14 protein-coding genes are annotated in these 16467 nt (G+C 47.1%); 8 read left to right on the top strand and 6 right to left on the bottom strand.

What is annotated here, in order from left to right:
* Positions 1 to 68: 68 nt before the first annotated feature.
* Positions 69 to 887: an alpha/beta fold hydrolase gene (locus KAI37_RS01565; RefSeq protein ID WP_071639178.1), complete on the bottom strand. Its 819-nt coding sequence runs from the start codon at positions 885 to 887 to the stop codon at positions 69 to 71.
* A 187-nt stretch (positions 888 to 1074) separates the two neighbouring features.
* Here KAI37_RS01565 and KAI37_RS01570 point away from each other — a divergent pair, with 187 nt between their 5' ends.
* Positions 1075 to 1407, top strand: coding sequence for a hypothetical protein (locus KAI37_RS01570; RefSeq protein ID WP_013308359.1), 333 nt, complete (start codon positions 1075 to 1077; stop codon positions 1405 to 1407).
* A 51-nt stretch (positions 1408 to 1458) separates the two neighbouring features.
* Here KAI37_RS01570 and KAI37_RS01575 read toward each other — a convergent pair whose 3' ends face one another.
* Both KAI37_RS01575 and KAI37_RS01580 read right to left on the bottom strand, forming a co-directional pair.
* Complete coding sequence (locus tag KAI37_RS01575; protein ID WP_071559460.1) at positions 1459 to 2004, bottom strand: GNAT family N-acetyltransferase; 546 nt, start codon at positions 2002 to 2004, stop codon at positions 1459 to 1461.
* Positions 2005 to 2194: 190 nt separating this feature from the next.
* Complete coding sequence (locus tag KAI37_RS01580; RefSeq protein ID WP_076293855.1) at positions 2195 to 2767, bottom strand: hypothetical protein; 573 nt, start codon at positions 2765 to 2767, stop codon at positions 2195 to 2197.
* A 213-nt stretch (positions 2768 to 2980) separates the two neighbouring features.
* Between KAI37_RS01580 and KAI37_RS01585 the strand changes: the two genes are divergently transcribed.
* The 6 genes from KAI37_RS01585 (at position 2981) to KAI37_RS01610 (ending at position 7720) form a co-directional block, all read left to right on the top strand.
* A complete protein-coding gene (locus KAI37_RS01585) occupies positions 2981 to 3394 on the top strand; it encodes a GntR family transcriptional regulator (protein WP_023986610.1) in 414 nt (137 codons plus the stop codon).
* On the top strand, positions 3391 to 4104 hold the full coding sequence (locus KAI37_RS01590) for an ABC transporter ATP-binding protein (RefSeq protein WP_023986611.1): 714 nt from the start codon (positions 3391 to 3393) through the stop codon (positions 4102 to 4104). The genes KAI37_RS01585 and KAI37_RS01590 overlap by 4 nt, the downstream gene beginning before the upstream one ends.
* Positions 4101 to 4868, top strand: a complete 768-nt coding sequence (locus tag KAI37_RS01595; protein WP_071639181.1) for an ABC transporter permease subunit — start codon at positions 4101 to 4103, stop codon at positions 4866 to 4868. Before KAI37_RS01590 ends, KAI37_RS01595 begins: the two co-directional genes overlap by 4 nt.
* 40 nt (positions 4869 to 4908) lie before the next feature.
* A complete protein-coding gene (locus tag KAI37_RS01600) occupies positions 4909 to 5394 on the top strand; it encodes a CcdC protein domain-containing protein (RefSeq protein WP_076293857.1) in 486 nt (161 codons plus the stop codon).
* Between the two features lie 334 nt (positions 5395 to 5728).
* A complete protein-coding gene (locus tag KAI37_RS01605; protein ID WP_220030599.1) occupies positions 5729 to 6949 on the top strand; it encodes a stalk domain-containing protein in 1221 nt (406 codons plus the stop codon).
* A 93-nt stretch (positions 6950 to 7042) separates the two neighbouring features.
* The gene (locus tag KAI37_RS01610) at positions 7043 to 7720 is read left to right on the top strand and encodes a hypothetical protein (protein ID WP_220030600.1); all 678 of its coding nucleotides are present in this window, start codon (positions 7043 to 7045) and stop codon (positions 7718 to 7720) included.
* 93 nt (positions 7721 to 7813) lie between these two features.
* Here the strand turns inward: KAI37_RS01610 and KAI37_RS01615 are convergent, their stop codons facing one another.
* The 3 genes from KAI37_RS01615 to bglX form a co-directional block, all read right to left on the bottom strand.
* Positions 7814 to 8818, bottom strand: coding sequence for a LacI family DNA-binding transcriptional regulator (locus KAI37_RS01615; protein ID WP_071639186.1), 1005 nt, complete (start codon positions 8816 to 8818; stop codon positions 7814 to 7816).
* Between the two features lie 162 nt (positions 8819 to 8980).
* On the bottom strand, positions 8981 to 12421 hold the full coding sequence (locus KAI37_RS01620; RefSeq protein ID WP_220031423.1) for a GH36-type glycosyl hydrolase domain-containing protein: 3441 nt from the start codon (positions 12419 to 12421) through the stop codon (positions 8981 to 8983).
* A gap of 25 nt (positions 12422 to 12446) precedes the next feature.
* Positions 12447 to 14609 (bottom strand): beta-glucosidase BglX, encoded by a 2163-nt coding sequence (bglX, locus tag KAI37_RS01625; protein ID WP_220031424.1) that lies wholly within the window; start codon positions 14607 to 14609, stop codon positions 12447 to 12449.
* Positions 14610 to 15212: 603 nt separating this feature from the next.
* Here bglX and KAI37_RS01630 point away from each other — a divergent pair.
* Positions 15213 to 16466 (top strand): extracellular solute-binding protein, encoded by a 1254-nt coding sequence (locus KAI37_RS01630; RefSeq protein WP_220030601.1) that lies wholly within the window; start codon positions 15213 to 15215, stop codon positions 16464 to 16466.
* Position 16467: the final 1 nt, after the last annotated feature.

Raw genomic sequence — 16467 nt, forward strand, 5'->3', positions numbered from 1 at the left:
AACGGCGCTGAGGCGTCTTTTTGTTTTTTATAAATATAAATTATACATAAGAATGAATAGGCTTTCAATTATGGTGTGGAGGATGGGGCTAGTATGCTCAGTAAGATAGAATTAAATTCGGGTAGCGCTTCGTAAAATACACCGTGCCCGCTTCGTTCGAAAGGAATAAGCTTTGATCCGGCAATTCCTTTTTGAGTTTGGACAGCCAGGGGGAAAGGACAGACCCGATCCAGCTTGCCGTGTAGAATCCAAGTAGGCACGTGTATACATGGCAAATCAGGGCGCAAATCAGAGTCACGTAGTGAATACAAAGTACAAGCCATGCTATGAACTGTAGCCGCAAAACCCTGATCGCGTAACCAGTCGCGTAAGCTCTGGCTGACGGGATTGGCAAACAACATCTCGCCAAAAGAAGTTACCAGTTGTGGACGATCTGTATAGGCTTGTTTGATGAGTTTATCTACCTCTGTGACAGGAGTACCGTAAGGGAAGTCGCTGGTTGGGGTGAATCGGGGCGTAGCTGCTCCGATCAAGATCAACTGATTGACGCCAAATCCCCGGTGCCTGCTCATGTAGCGTGTGACAATAGCTCCCCCCATCGAAAAACCGATCAGCCGTACCTGGTTTAACTGAAGCGCCTGCATAACAGCCAGCAGATCGTCCGCCAATCGATCATAATTGTATCCATGCCATGGTCGATCAGACTTGCCGAACCCCCTAAGATCAACCTGAATACAGCGATACCCGTAAGCAGGCAACAAGGCGGCCTGGTATTCGTACATTCGGTGATCCAGCGGCCAGCCGTGAACCATCAGAACAGGGATGCCTTCTCCAATATCCTCGACATACAGCTTCACGCCGCGTTCCACCTCAATATAATATCCCATCGTGTTCACCCCTTTAGAAATCACGGAATTTCATTCTCTCTCACATATATGTAGCCAGGGCTTAGCTCATTCGAAAAAGGGGTGAGACTGTCACGATATAAGCATATATTATGTTAAAAAATGTATGTCATCCTACATAGGGATGGGATATAATTATGGAATGAAACAGCATTGGGAGAGTGGAACAATGACACCATCAAAAACATTAAAATGGATTACAGGCGGATTGGAGCTGTTTTTAGCTATTCCCGTTTTGGGCGGGCTGCTCGTCGTAAATTCCGCGTATACTATATTGTTCTTTATGCTGATTTTCCACATTGTTACGTTGGTGCTATCGGTGACGAATAGAGAGTCTTATTATGGATCTATTTTAGGGATCGTGACCTCGGTTATTGGATGGATTCCGATTGTGGGCTGGTTGATGCATTTGATCTCAGGCATATTTTTGATGATTACCGCAGCCCAGCAGCCGCGTGATCAGTATCGTAATCGCAATCCTTATGATGATTATCGCTACTAGGGTAAGTGTGGCGATACAAAGATGAAAGATCCTGTTGAACAGGGTCTTTTTTTATTTATGAAATCTCCCCATGATTATGGTGTTGTAGTATTTGCCATCTGAAAGAACCTTATCGTTTTTTAATAACCCTTCGATCTCAAATCCATGTTTTTTATAGAGCTCAATGGCTTTATCATTCGTTTCCAAAACTTGTAGAGTTATTTTCTTAATGCCATTGGAGTCAGCCCAAGAAATAGATTTTTTTAAAAGATTCGTCCCGATCCCATAACCCCAAAAATCCTTTAGTACGCATACGCCAAATTCAACCTTATGAGAGAATCTGCTCAGAACATGGCCCTCACATCTTGAAAATCCGACGATTTTATCATGAACTACCGCAACTAAAAATAGGTTTCTGTTATTCTCTGTATCTGATTCAATGAGCTGTTCAAAACCGGATGTACTTATAAACGCTTCTCCCTTCTCTCTGTCTAAATTTTCAGTCTCTCCATCAATCAGCAAACGGATTTCAGACAAATTCTTCGCATCTTGAATCATGGCAGATCTGATCGTATAGCTCATTCCTCGTATATCAAATTCCTGTTTATTTATTTTCATTACATTCTCCTTATTATGAATTTTAGTGAAAATGACCTCTGGATCATGTTAGTCTACCACATATTATCTTGTTTACATGACAAATAAGCTTGTCCCCTCCTGTTGTATCAGCAGCAGGGGACAAGCTTATTGATTTCTCCATCCGTACAGGGAAGCCGGATGGAGATTTATTATACATGGGTGGCGGTAGCTATTTTTGCTTAGCAGAGGCTTTAGCTGCATTGGTTTTAGCAGGAGCCTTGGCTGCATCTCCTTGAGCAGGAGCTTTACCTGCATCGGCTTTACCGCCATCTACTGGTGGTTTGGATGGTTTCACGCCATTCACCATATCTGTCATCATTTTCTTTAGATCAGAGACACGTTGGTTATATTCAGTTGCTGTAATCTTGCCGTTTTGTTTTTCCGTAGCCAATTTCGCTTTCATATCTGAAACCATCACATCAATAACGGAATTTACGCTCACACCTTGTGCTTTGGCGATTGTAGCAAGGGGTTTACCTGCTTTCAATTGTGTATCCAACTGACTGGAGGACAATTTCAATAATTTCAGGAGAGCTTTGTTCTCAGCATAGTTTCCTCCTGCGATTTTAGGGCCGTTAGCATCGCCGGGGTTACCCTTAGGTGCCTGTGCTTTGTCTGCAATGGGAGCCTTCTCAGGTGTAGTTGAAGCAGCATGGGCTGCGCTTGTGGAGTACAGTACCCCGCCTCCTAAAAATGCCAAGGCCATCGTTCCGGCCAAAATTGCCTTCTTGGTGCTCTTCATCTTCATTTTCCACCTTTCGGTTATGGTTTGTTTGGTACGTGATACATCATAAGGGATCAACTTGAATGCTATCTGAGTGCAAGCTGAGCATTTACTGAATGAAATTTTGAGAGCATGACTAACATTTTAATAAGGTGGTACTTGTATTACGTGTATTAAGTGATATAATACACTACAGGCACGATAGATACAGCCGATTAGGGGGAAACACCCATGGAAGAACAACGGGTTGGCTCGTTCCGATTTCTAATTGACTTCAGCCAGCCATTATATGAGCAAATATTAAATCAAGTACGAAGCTCCATTGCTAAAGGGGAGATCGAAATGGGAAGCAAAATGCCATCTGTTCGTGATCTGGCGCAGGAACTACGCATGAATCCGAATACTGTGATGCGGGCGTATCAGGAGCTGGAGCGGGACGGATTGACTGAGAAGCGGCGCGGGTTAGGCACTTATGTTACTTCGTCCAGTGAACGGATTGCCAGCTTTCGGGAACAATTGGCTATAACGTATATAGATCAGTTTCTCGGACAGATGAGCAGTCTGGGGTTATCGTGGGAAGATGTACAGCAGTATATAAGAAGCAAACAGGACGGAAATGACGAGGGAGGAGGCGAAGGGGCATGACGGAATCTATTGTGGTTGCGAGTCATCTGACGAAGCAATATGAAAGTAAAAAAGCGCTGGACCACTTGGATGTCGTCATTCCGGCGGGACGCATTGTAGGGGTGCTTGGACCCAATGGCTGTGGGAAGTCCAGCTTCTTTCGAGCAATCACCGGATTAATTCGACCGGATGGGGGCGAGCTTCAGGTATTGGGACAAAAGCCAGGTTGGGAAACCAATCGTGGCATATCCTATCTGCCTGACAGGGCTCGCTGGTACCCTAATCATACGGTGCAGCAGACACTGGAGTGGGGGGAATCCTTTTTGCCTGGCTTCAATATAAAAGATGCCTATAAACTTGCTGATCATATGGACGTAGAGTTGGAGTTGAAAATGGCCGGGTTGAGTCGCGGACAGGAGGCACGTGTGCTACTGATTTTATGTCTGGCGCGTGAGGTTCCGCTCATGATCCTGGATGAACCGTTTGCGGGCATTGATGTCCTCTCCAGAGAAGCGATCGTGGCCGGGATTATTGATTATTTGGAGGGTCGCCAGCAGTCTATACTCATTAGCACGCATGATATTCAGGAAGTGGAAGGCTTGTTTGACTACACGGTCATGATGGACCGCGGACGGGTCATATGGTCTGGTGATTCGGATGATCTGCGTGCAGAGCATGGCTCGCTGAATCAGGTGTTCCGCAATTTGTATAAAAAGGAGTGGAAGGCGTGAATTCATCAGGGCTGTTCAAAGATTTGATACGCCATGAATTTCGAAATAAAGGAAGCTGGAGAAAGCAGAGCCGCAATCGACTGCCCAGATCGTGGAGACTTGTATATTTCTCACTATTTCTAATTGTGGCGTTCGTTATTTCCTTGTATTTCGCGCTTCACAACCAGCTCGAATTGACAAGGCTGTGGTATGTCACCTTGGGCTTGCCCTACATGATCATTTTCATGGGTGTGGGAAGTCTGAGAAGAGAATGGGAGAATGACACCTACGGATGGTGGCTGACTCTGCCCTATCCGCGCATGTGGCTGATTAGCGCCAAATGGATTGCTGCTATTTTACAAGCCGTGGTCGTGACCTTGTGCCTGTTTGTGGTAGGTTCTCTGTACGCGCTGTTCATCTCATCCACCATCCAGCCTTATACGTTTGCGGATGCAGCGTCCTTTATTATAGCTGGATTGAACTGGTTTGTGATGATTATCGCTTTCACACCGTTGGTTATTGCGTTGGGTCTGCTGACGGCCAGTACCAAATACAGCACCTTGCGGCCGATTAGCCCGATACTCTGGATTCTTTTGATGGGTGGCGGGAGTGTCTTTTATTGGTCAGGCGATCAGGGGCTTTATGAGCAGTTTGACCATGTTCAAACAGGACAATGGTTTTCTTTTACCTGGCATTTCCCGATTGCGGTGTTGATCAGCTGGGTTGCTGCATATGTATTAATCCGCTTGAGCGCTTATCTACTGGAGAAAAAACTGTCGATTTAGGCTAGCGTATCTATAGGATCTATGAGGAAGGAGTTTCACCATGACGACGATATTTATATATGCATTGTTGGCTGTTTTGGTGGGGCTGATGATCTGGTTGAGAACCAAAAGACGAGGGGGGCCGGTAAAAGGAAACGGAATCCGGATTCTGCTCCCCTTGTTTATCGCGTTCCCGCTTATGATGATGTCTGTGTACCAATTAATGCATATTCCCGGTCAAACGTACGCGCCCCCCGCCTTTTGGGAACTGCTGGTTGCCGGGCTATTAGGGGCTCTGTTTGGCTATGTTATTTTGCTGCATACGGCGTATGAAAGACGGGATGACGGTCTTATTTATCCCAAGCCGAACCAATATTTTAAATATATTATTATCGCTATTATCTTGATTCGCGTTGTTTTGACCCAGTACCTCAGTAGTCTGGGTACGACCGGAATTAGCATGCTGGCAATTACGATGGCGCTGGTATATATCTCAATATGGCGAATCGGGAGCTTTATCAAGTTTCGGAGAACGTTATCCGTATAACAATAGCAATGGGGTTAACAGCGGCTTACTATTCAAAAAGCGTTCATTCGCTTGGCGATAGGAGCCGCTTTTTTTGAGTTTCGGCATTAGCAACTTATCACACATTGTTATTGCTCCCCATATCCTTTATTCTAAGGCTTGTGGCTTGCATTGTAGCAGTACAAGTATAAATTTTTGAAAGGTGGGTTATTGAGGTTTCAAAACATTTAAATGGGGTTTAAAGTTAGATAGGCGGGGAAAAGTTGCTTTTTGCGATTAGGTGTAACTACATTAGTTACATAAAAGGAAATTGTTTTCCACATTCTATTTTATAGGTTGAGAGGGGTTCACATTCATGAAAAAACATACGGTTACTGCTGCACTCGCTGGTTTGCTTGTTCTGTCTTCTGCTGTACCGGCTTTAGCAGCCGAGGTAAAACCTACTACGGGTATTCAGGTTTGGGTAGATGGCAAGAAAGAGGCTTACAAAATTGCGCCTATCGTGAGAAATAAGCAGGTTTTAATTCCCTTGAGACAATTGGCCTCCAGTTTGGGAATTCCGATGGATGCCAAGCATATTACGTTCAATACGGCACGACAAAGCACGACTATCCGATATGATCAGGCGACGGTTGTACTGGTATCTGGCAGTCCGGAAGCGCAAATCAACGGGATTAAGGTACCGCTATCCACCTCGACCCTATTGACCAAGCAAGGGGTAACCTATGTACCGGTTGATGTCGTCAAAGAGGCATGGGGCAAGCAAGTGATTTGGGACCCGGCCAGCCAAACGGTGCAAATTGGGGTGAGTAACAAGGATAAGGTCGTTGAAATCGTGAAAAGCTTTGAAACCGGAGACACGAAAGCGGCCGAGACTTGGATCAGCAAAGATCAGTACATCCAGCACAATCTGAGCTTTGCTAGCGGAAGAGATGCGTTGCTGCAAGGGATTATCCAGTCGAAGGGAGCCAATGTACAGGTTGAAATCCAACGTGTAATTCAGGATGGTAATTATGTAGCGGTTCATTATAAAGAGTCCATTGCAGGGAAAACGAGCATTGTTTTTGATATTTTCCGCTTCGATAGCAATGGTAAAATTGTTGAGCATTGGGACAACATACAGGACTCGGCTCCAGCCAATTCAAGCGGACACACCATGATTGATGGAACAACACAAATCACGGATCTCAACCAAACCGAGACCAACAAAGCGCTGATCCGCAAGTTTGTGGATGATGTTCTAGTTGGCAAAAATCGTGCTGCATTGGAAAGTTATTATAATGGTGATCAGTACATTCAGCATAATCCTCTTTTTGGTGACGGTGTATCCAATTTGAAGCAAGCATTTTCCGCAGCGGGAAGCCAAGGAGCTTCTTTTGGGTATGGTCAGGTCCACATGGTTATTGGAGAAGGCAACTTCGTGCTGGTTGTGAGTGAATTGACATCGTCTAAGGGAACTTCAGCCGCTGTCTATGATCTGTTCCGGGTAGAGAACGGCAAGGTAGCAGAACATTGGGACGTAGTTCAGGAGGTTCCAGCTAAAACAGAGTGGAAAAATACAAACGGCAAGTTTTAAGAAAGTGCGTTTGTGGTATGGCGTGATTGGCACGCTTTTCCAACCGTCCTGTTCCTGTTAAAATGATGCAAACATATAACAGGGGGTTGAACGATGGAAGGCTTAAAGCAACGTGTGGGCTGCCTGCATGCACATCACTCGAACATAGCCTATGTGGAACGAGTTTTTGCTTCTTATGAGGTGGAGCTGATACATTTTGTGGACCCTGGGCTTATGCGCCGGATCTCGTCAGACCCGCATTTTTCTGCGGACGATGCCAGTCGCAAGGTAGAAGAGCAACTAAGCTGGATTGCCCAAAGCGACATAGACGTTATTTTGGTAACGTGCACGAATTATATCGTTTTGGCGGAAAAGGCTCAATTGACCATGTCTACACCAGTAATCGCGCTGGATGAGCCCTTTTTTCATGAGATATGCGATGATTTGCTGCCACGGACCTTGGTATTCACGAATCCGGCTACTGTAGAGGGAACGATGAAGCGTCTTTATCATACGGCTGCTCTGTTAGGCAAACCAGATATCTCTTCTTGGATAGAGGTTAAGGTGGTGGAGGACGCTTTTGAACTGATTATGCAGGGACGTGAAGACGAGTATAAGGAATTGCTGGTTCGTTCGCTGTATGAGCTGAGGAAGGCTGATCCAAGCAGAGGGCTGGCTGTAGCACAGTTGTCTATGGTTGATGCTGCGTTACAGGTGGAGCTGGAGACGGGGGAAACGATTGGCAATCCCTTACGGTCGTTGTCGAATTTAATTGAGGATTTGTTAGGTTAAAAAAGTATAACCAAAAGAACTTCCAACCCGTGTTCTGGGACTATGGAAGTTCTTTTTTTGAGGCTGGCGAGCAGGTTACTTCTGCGTTGTTCATTACAGATTCTGTTGATCTTGGGTGATGAATGCTGCGCCTGCCGATTCTCTTTGGACAAGCGTAACGTATAAACGTTCATGCTCCACGTCTTCCCCGGCAATGATTTTGAGAACTTGTTCGGCAGCTACAGCGCCCCATTTACGTTTGGAATAGTCAATCGTTGTCAGACGGGGCTGAATATATTGCGCCAGCTCGATATTATCAAAGCCGACGATATGAATATCCTTGCCAATCGTCAGCTCTGACTGAGCCATTCGATTGTAAAAGCCCACTGCCATTTCATCATTGAGACAAAATACGGCTACAGGTTCCGAACCCGGGCTAACTTGTTGCTGCAAAATGATTTCAGCCGCCTGTTCGCCACCCGATTTCTCAAAATCGCCGTCAATTTCGATCATTTCAGCGACGCCGTTACGCTCAATGGTCTGCTTGACCGCCTGCATCCGTTGCCATGAATCGTAAGAACCTTCTGGTCCGGTAACCACATATAGCTTACGGTGTCCCAATTCCAATAAATGTTCGATTGCGAGAGCGGCGCCCGCTTTGTTATCCAGCAGCACCTGGTTAATGTTAGGATGATTCAGTTCACGGTCCAATACGACAATTTTATGTCCTCGCTCGGCATAGTTCAGTAGCTCCTGACTTTCAAACGTCTGATCCAGCACAATGGCGCCGTCGATCATGCGTTCCGGCAGCATTCGGTGAGACTGCTTACCGCTGCATACGATGAGATCATAGCCCTTGCGGTTCAAAATTTCCTTGATGCCGTACAGTAAATCTCCATAAACGTCTCCACGGAAATCAGTCAGGAAAACGCCAATAATTTTGGTCTGCCTTTTCTTGAGATTACGTGCGGCGGCATTGGGCACATAGTTAAGCTCTTTGGCAATCGCTAAAATACGTGCGCAAGTTTCTTCTGTTACCTTATCGCTACCATTCAAGGCATATGAAACGGTAGATATGGAAACGCCCGCCTGTTTGGCGATATCTTTAATGCTGACCACATCGTCACCTCCTTGTCGTCCGTCTTATAATTGCTATTGTATATTCATTATTAACCACATATCTATTCCAAATGTCGTAGTCCTACACATAAGCAGCAAAGGGCGATCCCGCAAGATCGCCATCCCTTTGTTGCCTATACTAGATTTAGCATCAAAAACTCTTTATAAAATAATCTCCAGACGGTGTACACCGTCATGTTCTGCTAAGGCCTGCTCGAAAATCTCACGTTTGATACGCAAGGCACCGGAGCGGTAACGATTATCATCGGCTGGCACGCTTTCCAGTGGTGTTCCGTTCAATACTGCAAGGCCTTGCTCACTACCAGTACGCTCTTGCAGCATGCGGTAGACGAAGGTAATTGGTTTTCCTGCAAAGGAAAATTCAAATTCTAATCCGTCGAGATGATCCGGTAGCACAGGGTCCAGGATCAGATCTTCGCCCGACTGACGAATACCAAGGACATTCGATATGAGCTGATTCATGTAGATTCCCGGACCGCTGGAATAGATTCTCCAGCCGCCTTTGACGGGGATGGCTCCTTCACGCAGTTCACCAAACCGTTCCTGTGCTTCATAGCGGGTGTTAAATTTACCGTCCGAGCTACTGAAATAGGCGTTGCTTTGGCGCCATTCAGCATTCGGTACGGACGCACGGATGCCGACCGGATTGATGAGCTTCAAGCTGTGCCAAGCGTCATCCTTGCGTCCCAACTTGGCCATCGCTTCCGCAAAGCGGATATGGGCATGCACATATTGCAGCCCGACCTCACGTCCAAAGTTGGCCGCTTGCTCTGCACGCTTGAAGTGCGAGCTCACACCGCCATCATACTGTGCAGGGCGGTTCATCAGACGCACACCATCCGGGCAGAGGAACTGCTCACGGATGATCTGCTCATGAGCCAATGCTTGCTCAGGCGTGAGCAGTTGGCTGATCATGCTGCGTGTCATTGGCAGCAACCGATAATGGATTCCTGTCTCAGTGTCAGACGGATGGAGCATCAGCTTAGGTTGACCGGGCTCTTCCATATACACGAAGCCCGGAATAATTCCGCTCTCCAGCATGTAGCGGTTAAAGTCTTTACGGATGCCATTGGCCATTTGATGTAGATCTTGTGCGATCTTGTCGGCTTCGCTTACTACACCTGCGGGGGCCTGCTCCAAAGCAGCAGCAAAGTTACTAATAACTTGGTAGGTGAGTGCAACTGTCCAGCTGCTCGCCATATATTGCTTCAGCTGAGCATTGGCTGGCTGGAGGGTATCATCCCAATCGCCGTCGCCATAGGCCGACAAATACGTATCATGAAGGAAATTCTCCCGAATATATTCGATTTCCTTCAGGGCATGTTCCATGAGAGTCGCGGTTTGCTTGGTATAATCGAAAGTATGCCGATGGGTGTAAGGCACATTTTCTCCCAGAATACTGTAATCACGGGTAGCGGTCAAATAATCGCCCAGTACCTTGAGCGGCCAGACGATAATATCCCCATGGCTTTCTTCTTGCTGCACGTGAGTATAGTTGTCAAACATAAACCATTGCGGCCAGTTTCCGCTGTCCTCGTACTGATGGCTGAAAACAGTCAGCAGAATGGAACGAACCTCGTCGAACTTTTGCGTAGCTGAGAAGTATTCCACAGGCCCCTGACACACATCACGTGTTCCCCAAGCAGCGCCGCCGTATTGCTCCAGACCGTGAGGCACAGAGTAGTGAACGAGCATATTGTGGGTGTACCACCAAGCCACTGCGTTCACTCGGAATAGCTCGCTCGTTTCGTGTTGACCCAGCGATAGATGGAAACCGTTCATAAGCTCGGCAAAATATTCCCGATAGCGCTCGCGCTCATCTTCAAAGGAAGCGTGACGCTCTTTGTGCGTTGATTCTTGCCCGGCTGAAGGCCCATTCAGCCAACCCTGCACGGTGCAGGTCCATTCGCTACTGTCACCCAGCTCCAGCACAACCAGAGACGCATCAGGGGAAGCATTCCCCTGTAGCAGTACGTGAGCGTCGCTCACATGCTGTAATGGAGCGCCCTCTATGTGCATTCGGTACAGCAGGTCTGGATAGGCTTCGGCGCTCAGGGAAGCAGAGTCTGCCCGGAAGAGCAGGGCGTCACCTTCACGTTCCATATGAAACGGAAGCTCATATTCGTTCACATGCATAGACATTTGCTGAGTGATGAGGAACGGATAGGTTTTGCCGCTTGCCGCACGCATATGAAGCCGTACTTCTGGGCTATCGGCATTCGTATGGTTTGTAATAATGAATGTATCGTCAGCCGTTTTGTAGTACCAGCGCACATAATTGAAGCCAATCTCGAACAGGGAAGGCATCGTGAGCAGGCGGTATTTCCCTTGGATTCCGACATAGATACGCTGACCGGATGTCTTGGGAATATTGAGCGCATTACGCGCGTTGGTGATCATTTTATTGAAATTCGTATTGCCGATAACGAGCTGGGAATTGAACACCCCGTACATATAGGAGGTGGTTGTAATGGTTTCTTCCTTACCTCCTGAGTAATGCCCGCCCATTAAAATGTGCCCATGGGGACGCTCTACACGAAGCTCTTTGGATTTGAGTACAACATGCTCATATCTGTCCGTGAAAAAGGAAAGTAGTTCATCGCCATCCCGTTCTTCTTCCTGCCGTTTCGGGAAAAGTTGATTCACTTCGGCAGCGGTTAAGTCCAGCGTGCGCAGCGGCTCACCGATGGTTTGAGCTGGAGCCACACGCCCTGCCTGAAGATCACTTGTCGCGTGTGCCGGTATGCTGGTCTCGGAAGTGTCCGCTAGAACGGTAGCTACTTCGTCGCGTGCCTTTGTCACCAGCTCCTGATACTCTAGCTTTGTCACTGCGGCTGGATGATTGGGCTGGAACAGACCGTAAAAAGTAAAGCGAGCTTCCCCTGCAAGTTTCACCCGCTCAGATTGCAACGCGGTATAGGCGAATTCGTATTGGTACACTTCATTGGCGAGCGAGTCACGATGGAGTGCTTCCGGCTCATTCGTTTCTTTGTACGAAAGTCCAAAGAACTGAAATCCGTCAGTCGAGTAACCAACAGTGCGGGTTAACGAACCTTGTTGAATGTATGGGAACGCCTGACTTTGAGGCTGGTTTTGACGTGAGCAAACGGTGTAGCCTCTTTGTTCATCATGGTAGACGGTGTGGTCAATATATTGAGACAAATAAGCTTCATTACTGCGCACAGCAGCGGTATCGGCAATGCCGATATCCTGACCGTACACGATATCTGCTTCCACGTCATCGCCCTGTAGGGTTACATCCCAGAACCATACTCCCAGGCGGCTTAGCGTGAAGGTCACCTGATAGCCTACACCAGCGGTGAAACCTTCCCAAATAATCTGCTGATCCGTTTGTCGGATTACTCCCGGTGAGCGAACTCCAAGCAGGGGAGTGATACTTACACCGGACGGACGGTACAATCTCAAGTACAGATTGTTCAAGGAACCGTCGACTGAATTGGTCAACAGTTGGTTGATCATCGTTGAGCCGTGGGCGATCTTATACACATCACCACTGCTTAAGAAGGTAAAAGACAGGTCGCCGGCCCGCAGCAAAATATTTTGATCCAGACTTGTATTCATCAAAGGGAACGCCTCACTTTCCTGTTTATTTCACTAACCGAAAACGGCTTTCACTAGTATCTCGGCTGTTAGGTCCTGTAAAGACGGCAAATTCACCGCTGTCACTGCTGAAGCTCAAATCTGCATGATGATAGCGCAGCTGAGGCTCGGTCAATGCAAATTCCACTTCCCGGCTTTCGCCTGGGGCAAGAAGGACTTTGCAGAAATCCTTCAGTTCTTTCATTGGACGAACTGTATCACCGCTGATATCACGAACATAGAACTGGACGGTTTCCTCGACCGGACGTGTTCCTGTGTTCGTTACCTGCACTTTAATGGTCAGTTCCTGACCAGGTATAAGGGTATCGCCGGAAAGCTGTACGCTGTCATAGGCTACATCGGTGTAACTCAGTCCATAGCCGAACGGGAATAAAGGTTCGTTTGGTACGTCTAGATATTGAGACACGTAGCGTTCTTTTGTATTCGGATCTAACTGCGGGCGTCCCGTATTAAAATGATTGTAATACACGGGCACCTGTCCGACCGTTTGCGGGAAGGACATGGTCAGACGACCCGTAGGTTCGGCATCACCGTACAACAAATCGGCAATCGCCGCGCCGCCTTCACCACCAGGGAACCAGGCTTCCAATACGGCGTCTGCTTCTTCAATGACACCGTGCAGATCCAACGGACGACCATTAAATAATACGGCTACCATAGGCTTGTTCAGCGTCTTCAGGCGCTTCACCAGTTCCAACTGGGCTTGTGGCAGGCGAATATTGGAACGGCTGCCTGCTTCACCACTCATATCGGAGCGCTCACCAAGCGCCAACACGATAACCTCTGCTTGGCTGGCTGCTTGCAGAGCTTCCGCATATTGCTCCTCAGTTATATCGTCGGTAGAGAAACCTGCCGCAACCGTGAGCAGCGAGGAGGATATTTTCGATTGGAACCCGTCGACAACGCGAATAGCTTCCTCCTGTGAACCGCTCCACGACCAAGAGCCCAGGATATCACCGCTCTCTGCAAAAGGTCCGATCAACGCAATATGTTGATTGCGATTCAATGGAAGAACGGAATCATTTTTGAGCAACACGCAAGATTTAATAGCTAATTCTTTGGCAACCGTACGGTGAGCTTCGCAGAACACAACTTCACGTTCACGCTCAGGGTCTGCGCCGCGTAGCGGATTTTCGAACAAGCCCAGCTTTTGCTTGAGCTTCAATATACGCATCACGGCTTCATCAATGAGCGCTTCATCCAGTTGTCCGCTGCGAACCAGCTCAGGCAGATGCCCGTTATAGCAGGAGGTCATCATTTCAATATCTACGCCAGCCAGCAGTGCTTTCTTCGCTGCCTCGCGCTCATCCTCGGCGATGCCGTGAGGGATAAGCTCCTTGATGGCGGCCCAATCCGAGATGAGCACACCATCAAAGCCCCATTCATCACGAAGCAAATCACGCATCAGGCGCTTATTGCCCGTTGCTGCTACGCCTTCTACGGTATTGAAGGACGTCATCACCATTTCGCAGCCTTCATCTAAAGCAGCTTTGTAGGAGGGGAGATAATACTCTCGCAGCTGCCATGCGGATACATCTACAGTGTTGTAATCCCGTCCGCCTTCGCCAGCTCCATATGCGGCAAAATGCTTCACGCATGCGGCCACCCGGTCGGTATCGTTCGTCAGATCTTTACCCTGAAACCCGCGCACAAACGCACGAGCAAATTCGCTGTTGAGGTAAGGGTCTTCCCCTGTAGATTCCATCACACGGCCCCAGCGCGGGTCACGCACTAGATCGACCATAGGAGCGAATGTGACGTGAACACCGGATACAGCCGCCTCGCGGGCTGCAATGGTAGCGCTCTCTTCTGCAAGTTGCATATCCCATGAGCAACCAATGGCCAGCGGTATAGGGAAAATCGTTTTGAAGCCGTGTACAATATCTGCCATAATTAAAAGCGGAATACCCAGACGATTTTTACTCAAATGAGCCTGCTGAACACGAATCGCTTCCTTGGCCCCTGCGATACCAAGCACGGAACCGACGTTATGGACATTTTTCTCTGTGATGCCGAGAGAAGCCATGGGGCCGGTAATTTGACTATCCGTTCCCGCTTCTTCAAAGAAGGCACCCACAAGCTGTAGCAGTTGATCGACTTTTTCTTCAAGCGTCATGTTTTCTAAATAGGAATTCAGGTGTTGTTCCATCATAATCCTCCATAAGCTGTATTGTTGGTGGACAGCTCTTTTTTTTCAGATTCATGAGATTTTTTGGATAAAATTGATTCAAAAAAGTGCTGAACAGGCTAATAGCTAGTATAGAAGCATAATATTCTGTCGTATTATTAATCGAAACGTTTCTATTGTTGAACTCAGTTGGATTATATACGCTTTCAAATGGAGAGTCAAATCCAATTCAGGGGGTTTTTATAGGCTAAATAACGTAATAAAGATGATATAAACGAAAAAAAGTCGGGATTCTGTGCAAATAAAAAATAATATTTCTATTGAATACGGTTTCAATTTGTTCTATAATGACTATCGAAACGTTTCTATTGACGGGTATGGTCCTTGTGCTTTGAACATAAGTGTTATAGCGGTATGCTTTAATCGCTATGTATTTACATGCATCAGGATTTTACAAAATTTCGATTCCAGTCGCTCGAAAGTGCAATATATAGATGAACTAGACCATTTCGATCTATATAATGTTCATTGGAAGTCGCTTATTGAATTTTTGCAAAATCCTCGTATTTGAATCCGTTATCATATTGCATGATCGGTAAACCGATCATCTCGGGAGGAATTCGTATGATGAAAAGAACGTTGGGGATCATTTTGGCAAGTACCTTATTACTGGGGGGCGCGCTGGCAGGCTGCTCGTCCAAGGATGATTCGTCTGGCAAAGATGCGAACGGCAAGACGACTATCACCATGTGGGGCATGGGAGCGGAAGGAAAACTGCTGCCTGAAATTGTAAAAGATTTTGAGAAAGAAAATCCAGATATTCACGTTGATGTACAGGCGTTACCTTGGGATAACGCTCACGATAAGCTGCTGACAGCAGTTGCTTCAAAATCCGGTCCGGACGTGGTTCAGTTAGGTACATCATGGGTTCCCGAACTTGCGTCTGCGGGTGCATTGACGGATATTACCCCTTATATTAGCAAGTATCCTGAACTGGAATCGAAGAATTTCTTCGAGGGTGCTGTAGGTACGACAAAATTTGAAGGGAAACCAGTCGGTGTGCCTTGGTACACTGAAACGAGAGTTTTGTTCTATCGTTCTGACCTACTGAAACAAGTCGGATATAATGAAGCACCTAAAACGTGGGGAGAGCTTTCCGATGCTGCTCAAAAGCTGGCGGCTCGGGGCAAAGGCAAATATGGCATCTCCTTTAGTGCAAAGGAGCAGTCTATGGGCTTTATGTTTGCTCTCCAGAACGGTTCCAAGCTGGTTGACGAGCAGGGCAATCCGCTGTTCAATCAACCACCGTTTGTGGATGCTGTGAAGTATGTGAATACCTTTTTCCAAAATGGCTCTAACGCAGTGGATATTGGAATTGATTCCGTTCAAGGTTTGCAAGGCGAGGGTATCGTTCCAATGTTTATCAGCGGTCCTTTCATGATTAAAGAAATCAAGAGCAAGGCACCAGAATTGGAAGGTAAGTGGAATATAGCGGAGCTTCCTGGCAAAGTAAACAACCTGTCCGTTTTGGGTGGAGCCAACCTTTCAATTATGAAATTCAGCAAGCACCCAGAGGAGTCGGCCAAATTCCTGGCTTACATGAGCAAACCAGAAACACAGCTGAAATGGATGGATCTGTCCAGTAACTTGCCTGCAACTACTAAATCGTGGGAAGATGCCAAACTGAAGAGTGATCCGATGCTTCGGACGATTCGCAAACAGTTGGATCATTCCGCAGCATTGCCGCAACTGGCCGCATGGGAAGAGGTTTCTCAACAATTCATCAAGAGCTTCGAACGTATTTACCGCGGTCATGCCGATGTACAGAAGGAAATGGATGACTTTAATCAGCAGGCTGCAAGTATAATGAAAAAATAAT

It is taken from the genome of Paenibacillus sp. S25, from assembly GCF_019454085.1.
GTDB lineage: Bacteria > Bacillota > Bacilli > Paenibacillales > Paenibacillaceae > Paenibacillus > Paenibacillus polymyxa_B.